The 14,753-nt window shown below is 65.1% G+C and carries 16 protein-coding genes; 10 read left to right on the forward strand and 6 right to left on the reverse strand.

Annotated features, from left to right (window positions below; all coding sequences use genetic code 11):
• Positions 1 to 20: 20 nt before the first annotated feature.
• The 5 genes from IM701_RS12840 (at position 21) to IM701_RS12860 (ending at position 5,703) form a co-directional block, all read left to right on the forward strand.
• Complete coding sequence (locus tag IM701_RS12840) at positions 21 to 2,879, forward strand: pitrilysin family protein (protein ID WP_193827150.1); 2,859 nt, start codon at positions 21 to 23, stop codon at positions 2,877 to 2,879.
• A gap of 154 nt (positions 2,880 to 3,033) precedes the next feature.
• A complete protein-coding gene (locus IM701_RS12845) occupies positions 3,034 to 3,330 on the forward strand; it encodes a hypothetical protein (RefSeq protein WP_039331704.1) in 297 nt (98 codons plus the stop codon).
• Positions 3,331 to 3,493: 163 nt separating this feature from the next.
• The gene (locus tag IM701_RS12850) at positions 3,494 to 4,219 is read left to right on the forward strand and encodes a hypothetical protein (protein ID WP_193827151.1); all 726 of its coding nucleotides are present in this window, start codon (positions 3,494 to 3,496) and stop codon (positions 4,217 to 4,219) included.
• The gene (locus IM701_RS12855) at positions 4,216 to 4,917 is read left to right on the forward strand and encodes a hypothetical protein (protein ID WP_193827152.1); all 702 of its coding nucleotides are present in this window, start codon (positions 4,216 to 4,218) and stop codon (positions 4,915 to 4,917) included. Before IM701_RS12850 ends, IM701_RS12855 begins: the two co-directional genes overlap by 4 nt.
• Before the next feature lie 36 nt (positions 4,918 to 4,953).
• Positions 4,954 to 5,703, forward strand: coding sequence for a hypothetical protein (locus IM701_RS12860; protein ID WP_193827153.1), 750 nt, complete (start codon positions 4,954 to 4,956; stop codon positions 5,701 to 5,703).
• Positions 5,704 to 5,754: 51 nt separating this feature from the next.
• Here the strand turns inward: IM701_RS12860 and gatB are convergent, their stop codons facing one another.
• The 6 genes from gatB to rpsU all read right to left on the reverse strand — a co-directional run bounded on the left by gatB (position 5,755) and on the right by rpsU (position 11,374).
• The gene (gene gatB, locus IM701_RS12865) at positions 5,755 to 7,248 is read right to left on the reverse strand and encodes an Asp-tRNA(Asn)/Glu-tRNA(Gln) amidotransferase subunit GatB (protein WP_193827154.1); all 1,494 of its coding nucleotides are present in this window, start codon (positions 7,246 to 7,248) and stop codon (positions 5,755 to 5,757) included.
• Positions 7,249 to 7,288: 40 nt separating this feature from the next.
• Entirely contained in the window at positions 7,289 to 8,440 is a 1,152-nt protein-coding gene (locus tag IM701_RS12870) for an acyltransferase (RefSeq protein ID WP_193827155.1), read from the reverse strand.
• Complete coding sequence (gene gatA / locus IM701_RS12875; RefSeq protein ID WP_193827156.1) at positions 8,434 to 9,918, reverse strand: Asp-tRNA(Asn)/Glu-tRNA(Gln) amidotransferase subunit GatA; 1,485 nt, start codon at positions 9,916 to 9,918, stop codon at positions 8,434 to 8,436. The genes IM701_RS12870 and gatA overlap by 7 nt, the downstream gene beginning before the upstream one ends.
• A gap of 118 nt (positions 9,919 to 10,036) precedes the next feature.
• Complete coding sequence (gene gatC, locus IM701_RS12880; RefSeq protein WP_039331689.1) at positions 10,037 to 10,339, reverse strand: Asp-tRNA(Asn)/Glu-tRNA(Gln) amidotransferase subunit GatC; 303 nt, start codon at positions 10,337 to 10,339, stop codon at positions 10,037 to 10,039.
• A gap of 101 nt (positions 10,340 to 10,440) precedes the next feature.
• Positions 10,441 to 11,010: an FKBP-type peptidyl-prolyl cis-trans isomerase gene (locus tag IM701_RS12885; protein ID WP_039331687.1), complete on the reverse strand. Its 570-nt coding sequence runs from the start codon at positions 11,008 to 11,010 to the stop codon at positions 10,441 to 10,443.
• A 157-nt stretch (positions 11,011 to 11,167) separates the two neighbouring features.
• Positions 11,168 to 11,374: a 30S ribosomal protein S21 gene (rpsU, locus tag IM701_RS12890; protein ID WP_039331685.1), complete on the reverse strand. Its 207-nt coding sequence runs from the start codon at positions 11,372 to 11,374 to the stop codon at positions 11,168 to 11,170.
• A gap of 185 nt (positions 11,375 to 11,559) precedes the next feature.
• On the opposite strand from rpsU, the gene crcB reads away from it, so the two are divergent.
• The 5 genes from crcB to IM701_RS12915 are packed head-to-tail and all read left to right on the forward strand — an operon-like array spanning position 11,560 to position 14,750.
• Positions 11,560 to 11,958, forward strand: a complete 399-nt coding sequence (crcB, locus tag IM701_RS12895) for a fluoride efflux transporter CrcB (protein ID WP_174544564.1) — start codon at positions 11,560 to 11,562, stop codon at positions 11,956 to 11,958.
• Complete coding sequence (locus tag IM701_RS12900) at positions 11,955 to 13,253, forward strand: RluA family pseudouridine synthase (protein WP_039331683.1); 1,299 nt, start codon at positions 11,955 to 11,957, stop codon at positions 13,251 to 13,253. Before crcB ends, IM701_RS12900 begins: the two co-directional genes overlap by 4 nt.
• A complete protein-coding gene (locus tag IM701_RS12905) occupies positions 13,253 to 13,855 on the forward strand; it encodes an FMN-binding negative transcriptional regulator (protein ID WP_193827157.1) in 603 nt (200 codons plus the stop codon). The genes IM701_RS12900 and IM701_RS12905 overlap by 1 nt, the downstream gene beginning before the upstream one ends.
• Entirely contained in the window at positions 13,852 to 14,508 is a 657-nt protein-coding gene (locus IM701_RS12910) for an HAD-IA family hydrolase (protein ID WP_193827158.1), read from the forward strand. Before IM701_RS12905 ends, IM701_RS12910 begins: the two co-directional genes overlap by 4 nt.
• The gene (locus IM701_RS12915) at positions 14,505 to 14,750 is read left to right on the forward strand and encodes a hypothetical protein (RefSeq protein ID WP_039331674.1); all 246 of its coding nucleotides are present in this window, start codon (positions 14,505 to 14,507) and stop codon (positions 14,748 to 14,750) included. Before IM701_RS12910 ends, IM701_RS12915 begins: the two co-directional genes overlap by 4 nt.
• The last annotated feature ends 3 nt before the right edge of the window (positions 14,751 to 14,753 follow it).

Raw genomic sequence — 14,753 nt, forward strand, 5'->3', positions numbered from 1 at the left:
TGCCACTTCACGGGACACTCATGCAGCACAAACTTTCCGCCAGCCTGCTTGCCCTTGCCGCATCGACCGCGCTTGCATCACCTGCCCTTGCGCAGGAAGCAAAGCCTGCCCCGCTCTCCGACCTCGTTGCCAAGGTCCAGATTCCCTACGAAAGCTTCAAGCTCGACAACGGCCTGACCGTGCTGGTCAACACCGACCGCAAGGCTCCGGTGGTCGCGGTCTCGGTGTGGTACGGCGTCGGCTCGAAGAACGAGCCCAAGGGCAAGACCGGCTTTGCCCACCTGTTCGAACACCTGATGTTCAATGGCACCGAGAACGTGCCGGGTGATTTCTTCACGCCGCTGCAGCAGGTCGGCGCCACCGACGTCAATGGAACCACCTGGTTCGATCGCACCAACTACTTCGAGACCGTGCCCACCGCCGCGCTCGACATGGTGCTGATGATGGAATCGGACCGCATGGGCCACCTGCTCGGCGCGGTGACGCAGAAGGTGCTCGATAACCAGCGCGCCGTCGTCCAGAACGAAAAGCGTCAGGGTGACAACAATCCCTACGGCATCGTCGAGTACGAACAGCTCGAAAATCTCTACCCCTCGGGCCACCCCTACCATCACTCGACGATCGGCTCGATGGCCGACCTCGATTCGGCAAGCCTCGAGGACGTGAAGGGCTGGTTCACCGACCATTACGGGCCCAACAATGCGATCCTCGTCCTTTCGGGCGACATCGACGCGGCTACCGCAAAGGCCAAGGTCACCAAGTGGTTCGGGAACATCAAGCCGGGCCCGCAGGTCAAGCCGGTCAGCGCCCCGGTGCCGACGCTTCCCGCCACCGTCGCCAAGACGATCAAGGATCAGGTTGCCACCACGCGCATCTACCGCATGTGGGCCGTGCCCGGTCTCGACAACCCCGACTATCTGCCGCTCGATCTTGCCGCCTCGGTGCTGGGCGGCCTCGCCTCTTCGCGCCTCGACGACGCGCTGGTGCGTGAACAGAAGGTCGCCGTTGCGGTTTCGGCCGATGCCGAAGTGTTCGCGCAGGCCGCGCAGTTCGTGATCAAGGCCGATGTCACGCCGGGGCAGGACCCGGCCAAGGTCGCCGCCGCGCTCGATGCCGAAATCGCGAAGTTCATCAAGGATGGCCCGACGCAGGACGAACTGCTGCGCGCCGCAACCTCTGCCACCGCCAACGAGATCCGCGGGCTGGAGCGCACCGGCGGCTTCAACGGCAAGGCGCCGACACTGGCCGAGGGCCTGCTCTACAACGGCACCCCCGAGCATTACCGGCAGGAGCTTGATCGCACCGCCAAGATGACGCCCGCCGAGGTCAAGGCCGCGCTGGGCAAGTGGCTGACCCGCCCCGCCTTCGCGCTGACGGTGGAGCCGGGCGAGCGCACCGAAGGCGGCGAAGCGCGTGGCGGCTTCTACACCAACGGCGCAACCGGCATGCGGCCCGCCTACTTCCGCGATCCCGACATGCCGGCCAAGGGCGTGCCTGCCCCGGCAGTCGCGGGCGCGGACCGTTCGAAGCTGCCCGCCGTCGGCCAGCTTGCGCCGCTCGACTTCCCGGCGATCCAGCGCGCGACGCTCAAGAACGGCATTCCGGTCTACTTCGCCAAGCGTTCCGAAGTGCCGACCGTCTCGGTCCGCGTCAGCTTCGATGCCGGCTATGCCGCCGATCCGAAGTCGGCGCTCGGCACCGAATCGCTTCTGCTCAGCCTGATGGATGAAGGCACGCAGAAGCTCTCGGGCTCGGAATTCGCGCGTGAGCGTGAACGCCTCGGCGCCAACATCTCGCTCTCGGCAACCAGCGACCTGACCTCGTTCCAGGTCGATGCGCTCTCGCCCAACCTCGGTGCATCGCTCGGCCTGCTTGCAGACGTGGTGCGCCGTCCGGCGCTGGCTCCGGCGGACCTCGAGCGCGTGCGCACCCAGCAGCTCACGGCGATCTCGGCCGAGATGAAGAGCCCGCAGGCGCTCGCCGCCCGAGTGCTCGTGCCAACGCTCTACGGCAGCCACCCCTATGCCTTCCCGTCGAGCGGCCTGGGCGATGCCGAAGTGGTCAAGAAGCTGACGCGCGAAGACCTGCTGGCCTTCCACGCCCGCTGGTTCCGCCCGGATACCGCGCGCATCTTCGTGGTGGGAGACACCACGCTCGATGCCGTGGTCAAGATGCTCGATGACAGCTTCGGCAACTGGCCTTCGAACCGCATGGCCCGCCCGGTGAAGGACTTCTCCGCCGCAATCCCGGCCCAGAAGTCGCGCGTGATCCTCGTCGACCGCCCCGGCTCGCCGCAGTCGTTCATCATGGCCGGCAAGGTGATCGACGCCAAGGGCACCGATGACACCGTCGCGCTGAACACCGCCAACGACATCCTGGGCGGCAACTTCCTCGGCCGCATCAACATGAACCTGCGCGAAGCCAAGGGCTGGACCTATGGCGCCTACAACGGCGTCAGCGAACCGCTCGACAAGGTCCGTTTCCAGGTCATCGCCCCGGTCCAGACAGATCGCACCGGCGATTCCCTGGTCGAGATCAAGCGCGAGATCGACGAGTACGGCAGCACCAAGGGCGTGACCGCAGAGGAGCTGGACTGGTCGACCAAGGGCAGCGCCCGCGAACTGCCCGGCATGTTCGAGACCAGCGCCGCGGTGCTCGATGGCCTTGCCAAGATCGTCAACTACCAGCGCCCGGATGACTTCTACGAGACGCTTTCCGCGCGCTACGGCAAGATGACCGCCGCCGAGGTGGACAAGGCGTTCCGCTCGAAGATCAACTCGGACGGCATGGTCTGGGTGGTAGTCGGCGATGCAGCCAAGGTGAAGCCGCAGCTCGACAAGTTCGGCCTGCCGGTGGAGGAAATGGCCGCGCCGAAGTAAGCTTCACAACGGCAAGCGAATTGGGGGGCGTGCGGCAAGCGCGCCCCCTTTTTCGTGCCACCAACCGCGCGCAACGCTTCGTCACGCGGCCCGCCTTGCTATTGACACGTTTGTAGATAGACTTCGCTCAGCACACCATAATGGGAGAGCATCAATGTCCGTTGCCGGCACCTACAATTGCGTGACCCACACCCCGATGGGCGACCAGACCAGCACCTTCACCGTCAACGTCGATGGCGACAGCTTCACCGGCACCAACGCCGGCCAGATGGGCTCGATGGAAGTCGAGAACGGCAAGGTCGATGGCAACACGCTGACCTGGCAGATGAAGATGACCGTGCCCATGCCGATGACGCTGGATTGCACCGCAACGATCGAGGGCGACACCCTGACCGGCAAGGTTACGGCAGGCATGTTCGGCACATTCCCGATGGAAGGGACGCGGGGGTGAACTTGCCGGGCGCCGGTTAGGACAGCTGCACAGGCGCCCGGTTCCCTGACACGACCTGAAGAATATCTGAAATGGCAGTCGGAACGGGCCATTTTGGACCTTGTTCCGTAATCTTCATGACAGTAACCTTCCCGCCGTTGGGGATCTGGGGGCGGGTAAGGTCATGGATAAGCGCGCAGTTGCGCTGATTTCAGCTTGCCTCGCCTTTGCTGCAAGCACCGCCTTGGTTGATAGCCCTTCAGCCGCGCAGCCGGCACAGGGCTGCGAACTTCACGTCTGGCCGAGTCCCGGACTCGCTATGATCCGGGCCCGGGCGCATGACAATTTCGCCTATGGCCACGGACCCGCGCTCGGTGGCGGCATCGGCGGCATGCTTGCGCCGGAACGAGCCAGCCGCGTGCAGGGTGTAGTCGACAATTTCTCTTACGAGGAAAAAGAGGCTGAACAGGTCGATATGCTGCAGCCGTCGCGGCAACGCGCTTTGCTGCTGCAGGCCCCGTTGGCGGAAACCCTGCATCTCGGTGGCTACCGCATCGTCCTTCATGACGAGACTGCGACAATGGCCATGGCTCGCAACCCGGCTCCGCTGGTCAGCGCGGCAAGCCCCTGCCATGCCGAGTTGTTGCTGGCCAATCTTACCTATACCCGCGTTTATGCCCACGGCCACAGCCTCAAATCATTGGTGATCCTGCGAGAATTCGGGCCGACACACGACCTGAAACAGCGCGCGGCAATCCCGGTCGAGGCTGCGCTCATGACCTCGGCAAAGGAAGAACAGCGCACGCCCGAAGCCTTTGCCGAGGATCTCGAGCGAGCCTTTCTGGATACAATCGGGCTATTCGCCCGTGCGCGCGACAAGGCGCAAGACAAAGGCGGAAAGGCCAGATGACCAAACACTCCCGCGTGACGACCGTTCTTGCCTGCCTGCTGGCGGCACCGTTTTCGGCTCAGGCGCAGGATATCCCTGCTCTGGCGACAGAGACCGCCCCGGAAACCGCTGCCTTGCCCCAGCCGGAAACCGCCTGCGCGCTGCACGTCTGGCCGGGGAGCAACCTGCGCTCGACCTATTACGGCTGGCTTCATGGCGGGATCGTCGATGGGGCGGTGAACGGTCGCGATGGTTACAAGAAGCTGCCCGCCGGTCCAATGGACACCGAGCGGCAGAAAGACATCCTTTCCGGCATCGACATCGCCAAGGCGCTCGGCCTGAACGGCTATTCGCTCACGATACACCCCGAAGCACTCGACAGCCGCACCTTGCGCGGCACGCCGGGATCGTGGCTTGCCGCCAGCGGCGGCGCGACACCTGCCGCCTGCCAGGCCGAACTGGCGATAGACGACGTGTTCTTCCAGGAAGACGTATTCAGCGGAAAATACCTGAAGGTCATCTACCGCTTCAAGCGCTTCGATGGCGCGCAAACGCCATCGCGAAGCTTCGGGCAGATCATGGCGATCAAGCTGCTCGCGTTCCCGCCAGCGCAGGGCACCGATCCGGCACCAGCCATGAAGGAATTGGGCGCCGCACTCGCACGCAGCGTCGAAGATTTCGGCTCGGCGCTCAATGCGCCACCGAAAAAGAAGAAGTGATTTACGACAAACCTTATGGACGGGGAAAATCCAAGCATGAAGACGTATCTGATCTCTGCCAGCGCATTCTTGCTAGCAAGCGCTGGCGCGGCATTCGCGCAAGAGCAGGCGCCAACCGCCACGACTGAAGCAGCGGCGGCAGCCCCGTCAGCCGAAGCACCGGCAGCCCCCGCTGGCCCTGAAACCATGACCTATGCGCCGAAGGACGCCGCAGCTGACGGCTGCGAGCTGCACATCTGGCCGGCCGAACGCATGACCTCGATGACCACCGGGCTGCTTGGCGGCGGGTTGCTCGACGCAGCGCTCCATTCGAACCGCGACGCGACGAACCGCACCCTGCTGGCCAGCGCGCTCGACAGCCCCAGCCAGCTCGACGCGCTCCTGTCACTCGACTTGCGCACCATGATCAAGATGACGCCGGGCACAACGATCGTCACGCATGCCAAGCCGCTTGAGCGCAAGACCATGAATTCGGTCAAGACACGGCGGTCGGATTCGCAGGCCACCTGCTATTCCGAGCTGATCGTGGCCGACGTCTTCTATCAGAAGGCGGCGATCTACGGCCGCTCGCTGCGCACGCTGTTCATGGTGCGCGAGTTCGGCAAGGACCAGAAGATCGACTTTGAATACAAGGCGTGGGGCGGCAATGGCCTCAAGCTCTTCCCGCCGAAGGAAGGCGATGATGCGCTGGCGGCGCTCGATGAGCTGGTCGGCGTGTTCAAGAAGAACTTCGAGGAATACGCCAACAACGAGGCCAAGGCCCCGCGCAAACCCGTGAAGTCCTGATGCGATCGGGCAGGGACCGGTAAGGCGCCGGTCCCTGCCGTCAAAACCCGATCAGGCCAGCTTCTTCTTCAGCAGTTCGTTGACGACGCCGGGGTTGGCCTTGCCCTGCATGGCCTTCATCGTCTGGCCGACGAAGAAGCCGAACAGGGCTTCCTTGCCCGCCTTGTACTGTTCGACCTTGTCGGCGTTGGCTGCAAGGATGCCGTCGATCGCGGCTTCGATGGCGCCGGTGTCCGAGGTCTGCTTGAGGCCTTCGCGCTCGACGATGGCGGCAGCGCCGTCGCCGCTTTCCAGCATCTTTTCCAGCACCTGCTTGGCGATGGAGCCCGAAATCGTGCCGTCGGCGATCAGGGCGAGCAGTTCGGCCCCTGCTGCCGGGCTGATCGGCGAATTGTCGAGGCCCTTGCCGAGCTTGTTCAATGCGCCGAACAGTTCGGAGATCAGCCAGTTGGCCGCCTGCTTGGCGACATCGGCTTCGCTCTTCTTCGCCTTTGCCGCGGTTTCGGACAGCAGCACTTCGAACCAGCGCGCGGTTTCGACATCGGCCGTCAGGACACCGGCATTGTAGGCCGAGAGGCCCAGCGCGGTCTCGTAGCGGTGGCGCTTGGCGTCGGGCAGTTCCGGCAGGCTCGCGCGGCAATCCTCGAGGAAGGCATCATCGAGTTCGAGCGGCAGCAAATCGGGATCGGGGAAGTAGCGATAGTCGTGCGCGTCTTCCTTGGAGCGCATCGAGCGGGTCTCGTTGCGGTCAGGATCGTAAAGGCGCGTTTCCTGCACCACCGCGCCGCCATCCTCGATCAGGGCAACCTGGCGCTTGGCCTCCTGTTCGACCACGGCCATGACGAAGCGGACCGAGTTGACGTTCTTGGTTTCGGTGCGGGTGCCGAAGGGTTCTCCGGGGCGGCGGACCGAGACGTTGACGTCGGCGCGCATCGAACCCTGGTCCATGTTGCCATCGCACGAGCCGACATAGCGCAGGATCGTGCGCAGCTTCGAAAGGTACGCTCCGGCCTCGGCCGGGGAGCGCATGTCCGGGCGGCTGACGATCTCCATCAGCGCGACGCCGGAGCGGTTGAGATCGACATAGGACATCGTCGGGTGCTGATCGTGCATCAGCTTGCCCGCGTCCTGCTCCACGTGAATCCGCTCGATCCCGATGGTCTTGGTCGATTCCGGGTTCTTGTCGTCAAGCTGGATCTCGATCGAGCCCTCACCCACGATCGGATGGTAGAGCTGGCTGATCTGGTAGCCCTGGGGAAGATCGGCATAGAAGTAGTTCTTGCGATCGAACCGCGACCACTTGTTGATCTGCGCATTGATCGCCATGCCGGTGCGCACAGCCTGGCGGATGCACTCCATGTTCGGCACGGGAAGCATGCCTGGCATTGCCGCATCGACGAGGCTGACCTGCGTGTTCGGCTCGGCCCCGAAAGCGGTGGCCGCGCCCGAGAACAGCTTGGCATTCGAAGTGACCTGCGCGTGGACTTCGAGGCCGATCACGACCTCCCATTCGCCGGTTGCGCCTTGGATACGATATTCGCTCATGATCCGCCCGATAAGGTGTGAGGGATGGGTTGGAAAGGGGTCAAATCGCCGGCCTGGGCACCGGTCGCCCGGCCACGCGGCGCGACCAGCTGCGCGCCGGTTGCTCGATCAGCCTGGCAAAAGGCACGGCGACGATCAGGCACAGCGCCATGATGAGAAGTTTCATGCCGTCAGCCTGCCAAGCCGGGCCGGTCAGGGCGTCTGCCCCGCCAATGGTGGAATCGGCAATCATCAGCCCCAGGCGCGGCTGGAGCACGGCCAGCAGATCGAACACGCGGCCGATCACGAAGACGTGGACCATGTAGAGCGCATAGGACATCGTGCCGAGCCACTGGAATGGCGCTGCGCACAGCAGGCGCGAAATGAGCCCGCGCTGGAGTGCGGCCAAGGCCACAAGCGCAGTGGCGGCAAGATCGAAGGCGATGAGACTACCGCTGCCCCACCGCACCGCGCCAAGAGCGAGGAGCGCAGCCCCTTCCAGCGCGGTCGCCAGGGAGACCGGCAGCGTCGGCGGCGTTGAGCGTTGGTAAGCGCGATGGAGAGCCAGGCCCAGGCCGAACCCGGCAATGCCGCGCCCGATGTTGGACGCCAGCCCGTAGAACGGTCCGCCGAACGCAACGTAGGTCAGCACAGCCACGGCCAGCGCCAGCCACACCATCCAGATGCGCTGTCCGCCCGCGCGCCAGCCTGCGGCCGCAAGCAGGTAAAGCAACATCTCCACCGATACCGACCAGCTTGGGTGGTTCCAGATGACACCCAGCGAAGGCACCACGCCCTGCAGCAGCAGGTAGGCAATCGGCAGGTCGGCCGGATCGCCCGCCCCCGCCATCAGGCCATGGGTGCGCAACTCCGGGCGCATCAGCCCCAGCGCCAGCATCGACAGCGCGAAAACGGTGAGCATCGCCGCATGCAGCGGCCACACGCGGCCCCAGCGCAGCCAGATGAAGCGGGAGAACGAAAAGCCTGCCGAGAGCTTCGCACCATAGGACGCGGCGATGACGAAGCCCGACAGCACGAAGAACAGATCGACCATGCGGCCGAAGTTCGCATCGAACCCCGCAGCGGAAATGCCGGCCATGGCAGGGATATGATGAAACACCACCCCCAGCGCCGCAAGACCGCGCAAGGCATCGAGGACGGGATGGCGCAAGGGCTTGGCTGCGCTGTTCCCGTCGGTCGACTGGCTTACCACCACTTCTCCGGTCGTGCGGTGAACTGCGCGCGCTGTTCGATGGCAAGGCTGGCGTTGAGCACGCCCTGCTCGTCGAACGCCTTGCCGATGACCTGAAGACCGAGCGGCAAGCCGTTGCGGTCAAGCCCGGCGGGCACCGACATCGCCGGAAGGCCGGCAAGGCTGGCGGGCACCGAGAACACGTCGTTCAGGTACATCTCCAGCGGATCGGCGCTCTTTTCTCCCAGCGCAAAGGCCGAGGACGGCGCGGTCGGGACGAGGATCACGTCGACGTCCATGAACGCGTTGGTGAAGTCCCGCGAGATCAGGGTGCGGACCTTCTGCGCCTGCGTGTAGTAGGCGTCGTAGAAGCCGGCCGAAAGCACATAGGTGCCGATCATGATGCGGCGCTTCACTTCCGGGCCGAAGCCGGCAGCGCGGGTGGCAGCGTACATGTCCTGCAGGCCGGCACCGTCGGGCAGATCGCGCAGGCCGTAGCGCACGCCATCATAGCGGGCGAGGTTCGACGAAGCTTCGGCAGGAGCGATGATGTAATAGGTCGGCAGCGCGTACTTGGTGTGCGGCAGCGAGATTTCGACGATCTCGGCGCCCGCGTCCTTCAGCCAGGCGATGCCGTCGTCCCACGACCTGGCCACGTCCGGGTCCATGCCATCAAGGCGGTATTCGCGCGGGATGCCGACCCTCTTGCCCCGCATGTCGGCGTTGAGGCATGCGGTCCATTCGGGCACCGGCAGGTTGAGGCTGGTCGAATCCTTGGGGTCGAACCCGGCCATGGCTTCGAGCATGATCGCGCAGTCGTTCACGTCGTGGGCCATCGCGCCTGCCTGATCGAGCGATGAGGCGAAGGCGACAACGCCCCAGCGCGAGCAGCGGCCATAGGTCGGCTTGATGCCGGAAATGCCGGTAAAGGCGGCAGGCTGGCGGATCGAGCCGCCGGTGTCGGTGCCGGTGGCGGCAGGGGCGATGCGCGCGGCGACGGCAGATGACGAACCACCCGACGAGCCGCCGGGGGCCAGCGGCGCCGTGTCACCCGGACGGCGCCAGGGCGAGATCACGTTGCCGAAAGCGCTGGTCTCGTTCGAGGAGCCCATCGCGAACTGATCGAGGTTGAGCTTGCCGAGCATGCCCGCGCCCGCGTCCCACAGCTTCTGCGAAACGGTCGACTCATACTCGGGCTTGAAGCCTTCGAGGATCTTCGAGGCGGCGGTGGTCTGCGTGCCACGGGTGGCAAACAGGTCCTTCATGCCGATCGGCACGCCAGCCATCTTGCCCAGTACCTTGCCCGCCGAACGGTCTGCATCGACCTTTGCAGCGGCTTCCAGCGCCTTTTCGGGCGTGGTGACGATGAAGGCGTTCAGGGCAGGCTGTGCTGCCTCTACCGCCGCGTTGAACGCGGTGGCGACTTCGGTGGCGGTAAACTCGCCCTTGGCCACGCCATCGCGGATGGCGGCAATGCCGAGATCAGTAAGGTTGGTCATCAGTTCGTCAATCCGGGGCTTGCGCAAGCGTGCTTCGACAGGCTCAGCACGAGCGGGAACAAGAGTTCATCCCAAGACCGCTCATCCTGAGCCTGTCGAAGGATGGGAGCAGAACGCTTCACTCGATCACCTTGGGCACGCCGAAGAAGCCATGTTCTGGCGCGGGCGCATTGGCCAGCACCGCATCGCGGATATCGCCGCCGGTCAGCGGATCGGCGTTGACCACGTCATCGCGCAGGCGCTGGTGGTTGGGGATGACGGCGGTCATCGGCTCGATCCCGGTCACGTCGACTTCGCCGAGCTGTTCGACCCAGGCGAGGATGCCGTTGAGTTCGGGGACCATCGCGTCAAGCTCGGCCTCGGTAACCTTGATGCGGGCCAGCGAGGCGATCTTCGCCACCGTGGCGGTATCTACGGACATGGCGGATACTCTTATCGGAAAGAAAAAAGGAACGCCGCGCGCTACCAGAGCGCACGGCGTGCTTCAAGCCGAGGCCGCCCCATAAGGGCGCCCGGCCAGGATCAGGGTTGCGGAGCGCCTTCGGGCATCGGCACGCCACCGGGAGCGCCGCCTTCTGCACCACCGGCCCCGCCCTGCATGCGCTGCATCTGTTCGAGCATCATGCGCTGCTGCTGGATTTCGGCAGCGCTGCGGAAATCGAGCAGTTCGATCTCGAAGACGAGGTCGGAATTGGCGGGGATCACCACTTCGCCGGTCTGCGGATTGCGCTTTTCCTCAGCGCCATAGGCCTTCTCGGACGGGATCTCGAGGACGTACTTGCCGCCCTTCTGCATCTTCGAAAGGCCCTCGGAGAAGCCAGGGATCACGGTCTCGAGCGGGAGGACCGCGTTCTGGCCCCGGTCGAATTCCTTGCCGCTGGCGAGACGCCCGACATAATTGATCAGCGCGACATCAGCCTTGGTCGGCGAAGCGCCGGTGCCGGCCTTGACCGTCTCGATCTCGATGCCCTGATAGCGGGTGGCATAGGCCACGCCCGAACCGAGCAGGACTGCGGCAATGACGCCGAGCCAGATCTTGCCGACGGAGCCCTTGGCAACGGGCTGGAGCGGAACGCGGGTGATTTCCGACATGCTTTCCCCCTGGAGCGCGATTCGCCCGAATCGCGCCGGATGATTCGAATGACCTGACCGAAGCCCACGAAAAAGGGCGCCGGAGTGCGGCGCCCTCTTGGCCCATCAGGGCGCTTACGGCAAGTAGCCAGATGGAGCGTTTCCGCCCCGATCCGTCTTACTTGACGCCGTCACGCTCCTGGCGCTTGCGCTCGAGCTTGCGGGCACGGCGAACGGCGGCAGCCTTCTCGCGAGCGCGCTTTTCCGAGGGCTTCTCGAAGTGACGACGCAGCTTCATTTCGCGATACACGCCTTCACGCTGCAGCTTCTTCTTGAGTGCACGAAGAGCCTGGTCGACGTTGTTATCGCGAACGAGAATCTGCATAAACCGCTACACCTCAATCTGACGGCGAGAGCCCGCGAAACCGGCGGGAGTCACCTTGAATCTGGAAACACAAAGCAAGCCGAATCCGTACAGGACCGGCCCGAACGGGAGCGCCATTAGTCAAAACGCCCCACAAAGGCAAGCAAAGTCGTGCATTTTGCGGGCCACGGGGTTAAGGGCGGCGGATGAACTCTCCCAATACATTGACGGCAACTGCCCTCGTCGCCCTTGGTGGCGGCATCGGCGCCATGCTGCGCTATCATGCGGGGCGCGCCGTAACTGCGTTTTCCGGTCCCAACACCGTGTTCCCATGGGGCACTTTCCTGATCAACGTCAGCGGCAGCCTGCTGATGGGGCTGCTGGCCGGATGGCTGGCGCGGCAGGACGGCAGCGAATCGCTGCGCCTGCTGCTGGGCGTCGGCGTGCTCGGGGGCTTCACCACCTTCTCTGCCTTCAGCCTTGAAACGGCGATGCTGATGCAGCGCGGACTTTATGGCATGGCCGGCTTCTATGCCCTGGGCTCGCTGCTTGGCGGCGTGGCCGGGCTGTTCCTTGGCCTTTCGATGATGCGAGGTGCAGCATGAGCCGCGGCAAGATTCCGGACGACAACGTCCGCCAGTTCACCGTGGGCCGCGACGATGCGGGCGCGCGTCTGGACCGCTGGTTCAAGCGTCACCTGCCACAGGTGGGCTTTGCCACGGTTTCGCGCTGGGCCCGCACCGGGCAGATCCGCGTCGATGGCAAGCGCGCCGATGTCGATACCCGGCTCGAAGCGGGCCAGACCTTGCGTGTCCCTCCCGGCAATGCCACGCCGGTCGGCGCCGGGATCAAGGGCCAGCGCGTGCGCAAGCCGCTGACCGAAGAACAGATCAGCCTCGCCGAATCGATGGTGCTGGAAAAGGACCGCGCCGCGATCGTGCTCAACAAGCCGCCGGGCCTGGCGACGCAAGGCGGCAGCGGCACGCACGAGCATGTCGACGGGCTGCTCGATGCCTATGCCGCCGATGGCGAACCGCGCCCGCGTCTGGTCCACCGGCTCGACAAGGACACGTCGGGCGTCTTGCTGATCGCGCGTACGCCCGGCAGCGCGGCGTTCTTCTCCAAGCACTTCTCCGGTCGTTCGGCACGCAAGATCTACTGGGCGCTGGTCGTCGGCGTGCCCGAAGTGAAGGACGGGCTGATCGAACTGCCCCTGGCCAAGCAGCCGGGCACGGGCGGTGAGAAGATGATGGTCGATGAAAGCGGCCAGGGCCAATCGGCGCGCAGCCGCTACCGCGTGATCAGCCGCGCCGGCAATTCGGCCTCGTGGGTCGAACTGCAACCGCTGACGGGCCGTACCCACCAGCTGCGCGTGCACATGGCGGCGATCGGGCACCCGATCGTCGGCGATGGCAAGTACGGCGGGCAGGCCGCGTTCCTGACCGGCACGATCAGCCGCAAGATGCACCTCCACGCCCGCCGCCTGCGGATCGAGCATCCCGAGGGTGACCTGATCGACGTGACCGCCCCCCTGCCCGCGCACTTCGCCGCGAGCATGGCTAGCCTCGGCTTCTACGAGGAAGACGGTGACCTGCCGCTGGAAGCGCCAAAGCTGCTGGACGAGAAGACCTTCCAGAAGCGCGCGGCCAAGCAGCATGCCAAGGAATACCGCAAGGAACGCCGGGGCGAACGCCGCAAGCGCGCGGACGGCGAAAAGGGCGCGGGCAGTGCCGGACGCAAGCCCACCGGCAAGCGGGCCGCTTCTGCGAAGGGCGCAGCTCCCAAGAGCAGTGCGGTGAAGAAGGGACCTGCCAAGCCTGCAGGAAAGGCCGCCGGCAAGCCAGCTGCGGCGCGTAGAGCGCCGGCGGGCAAGCCCGCATCCAGAGCACGGAAGGACTGATGCACCCCAACCCGTCCTTCCGGCACGACGACCGCGACCTGTTCGAGGCGCTGATTGCCGAGATCGGGTTCGGGATGGTCTTTGCCACGGTGCCGGACGGGCCGCGCGTCGCCCATGTGCCACTGCATTCCACGGGGGACGGCGCAGTACAGTTCCACCTCGGACGCGGCAATGCTCTCACAAAACATCTCGACGGGATGATGGCGCTGGCGGTGGTCAACGGGCCGGATGGCTACGTCAGCCCCCGCTGGTATGCCGACCCGGCGCAAGTGCCGACGTGGAACTACGTTGCGCTCGAGATGGAAGGTAGGGTGCGGAGAATGGATCAGGACGGGTTGCGAGGGCTTCTCGAGACGGTCTCCGATGCGCACGAGGCACGGCTGTCCGAGGGCACGCCCTGGACGATGGACAAGATGCCGGAGGACAAGCTGCGTGCGATGATGGGCGGCATCGTCGGCTTCGAGATGGAAGTGCTGGCATGGCGACCGACCTTCAAGCTATCGCAGAACAAGAGCGCCGACGAGCGCGCACGCGTGGCGGCCGGGCTTGAGGCAGAGGGCTCGCCGGCCATTGCCGAACTGATGCGGAGGCTTGTTTCTTGAAGCTGGCCATATTCGATTGCGACGGCACGCTGGTCGATAGCCAGGCCGACATCTGCGCGGCAATGGACGCGGCGTTCAAGGCGGCGGGCCTGATACCGCCCGAACGCCAGCTGACGCGCCGCGTCGTCGGCCTTTCGCTGCACGAGGCGATGCGTCAGTTGCACCCTGAGGGCGAGCACCACGAGCATGCGAGCCTGACCGAGCTTTACAAGGACGCCTTCCGCGCGCGGCGGGCAGCAGGCGCCGTCGCAGAGCCGCTTTACGAGGGCATTGCCGGGCTGATCGAGGAGCTGGCCGGGCAAGGCTGGCAGCTTGCCGTCGCCACCGGCAAGTCGGACCGGGGCCTGGCCCATTGCCTCGCCACCCATGGGCTGACCAGCCACTTCGTCTCGTTGCAGACTGCGGACCGGCACCCTTCCAAGCCCGACCCTTCGATGATCGAACAGTGCATCGCCGATGCCGGCGCGGATCGTGCGCGCACGGCAATGATCGGCGATACCGTTTATGACATCCACATGGGCGTGAACGCGGGCGTGCGATCGTTCGGCGTGGACTGGGGCTATCACGAGACCGAGGAACTGATCGAGGCCGGGGCCGAGGCGGTCGCGACGAGCATCGAGGACTTGCGTGCACTGCTGGGGAGAATTGCATGAGCGATCCTGCGCCCAGAGACCCGGCCCAAGACCCGGCAATGGGGCGCTATTTCGCGCTGCAGGTGGTGCGGCTGTCCGGCGCGCTGCTGGTGCTGTTGGGCGTACTGGTGCAGGCTGGCAAGGGACCGGGGCCGCTGGCTGCGCTCCCGCCGATTGCAGGCATCGTCCTGGCTCTCGTCGGCCTGTGGGACTTCTTCTTCCTGCCGCGCATCGTGGCGCGGCGATGGCGTACTCCGGAATAGACA

This window comes from Novosphingobium sp. ES2-1 (assembly GCF_015169775.1).
GTDB lineage: Bacteria > Pseudomonadota > Alphaproteobacteria > Sphingomonadales > Sphingomonadaceae > Novosphingobium > Novosphingobium subterraneum.

What these genes read in the sequence shown, in the direction of transcription:
- IM701_RS12840 (WP_193827150.1), top strand. Translation starts at nt 21, where the DNA reads ATGCAGCACAAACTTTCCGCCAGCCTGCTTGCCCTTGCCGCATCGACC.
- IM701_RS12845 (WP_039331704.1), top strand. Translation starts at nt 3,034, where the DNA reads ATGTCCGTTGCCGGCACCTACAATTGCGTGACCCACACCCCGATGGGC.
- IM701_RS12850 (WP_193827151.1), top strand. Translation starts at nt 3,494, where the DNA reads ATGGATAAGCGCGCAGTTGCGCTGATTTCAGCTTGCCTCGCCTTTGCT.
- IM701_RS12855 (WP_193827152.1), top strand. Translation starts at nt 4,216, where the DNA reads ATGACCAAACACTCCCGCGTGACGACCGTTCTTGCCTGCCTGCTGGCG.
- IM701_RS12860 (WP_193827153.1), top strand. Translation starts at nt 4,954, where the DNA reads ATGAAGACGTATCTGATCTCTGCCAGCGCATTCTTGCTAGCAAGCGCT.
- gatB (WP_193827154.1), bottom strand. Translation starts at nt 7,248, where the DNA reads ATGAGCGAATATCGTATCCAAGGCGCAACCGGCGAATGGGAGGTCGTG.
- gatA (WP_193827156.1), bottom strand. Translation starts at nt 9,918, where the DNA reads ATGACCAACCTTACTGATCTCGGCATTGCCGCCATCCGCGATGGCGTG.
- gatC (WP_039331689.1), bottom strand. Translation starts at nt 10,339, where the DNA reads ATGTCCGTAGATACCGCCACGGTGGCGAAGATCGCCTCGCTGGCCCGC.
- IM701_RS12885 (WP_039331687.1), bottom strand. Translation starts at nt 11,010, where the DNA reads ATGTCGGAAATCACCCGCGTTCCGCTCCAGCCCGTTGCCAAGGGCTCC.
- rpsU (WP_039331685.1), bottom strand. Translation starts at nt 11,374, where the DNA reads ATGCAGATTCTCGTTCGCGATAACAACGTCGACCAGGCTCTTCGTGCA.
- crcB (WP_174544564.1), top strand. Translation starts at nt 11,560, where the DNA reads ATGAACTCTCCCAATACATTGACGGCAACTGCCCTCGTCGCCCTTGGT.
- IM701_RS12900 (WP_039331683.1), top strand. Translation starts at nt 11,955, where the DNA reads ATGAGCCGCGGCAAGATTCCGGACGACAACGTCCGCCAGTTCACCGTG.
- IM701_RS12905 (WP_193827157.1), top strand. Translation starts at nt 13,253, where the DNA reads ATGCACCCCAACCCGTCCTTCCGGCACGACGACCGCGACCTGTTCGAG.
- IM701_RS12915 (WP_039331674.1), top strand. Translation starts at nt 14,505, where the DNA reads ATGAGCGATCCTGCGCCCAGAGACCCGGCCCAAGACCCGGCAATGGGG.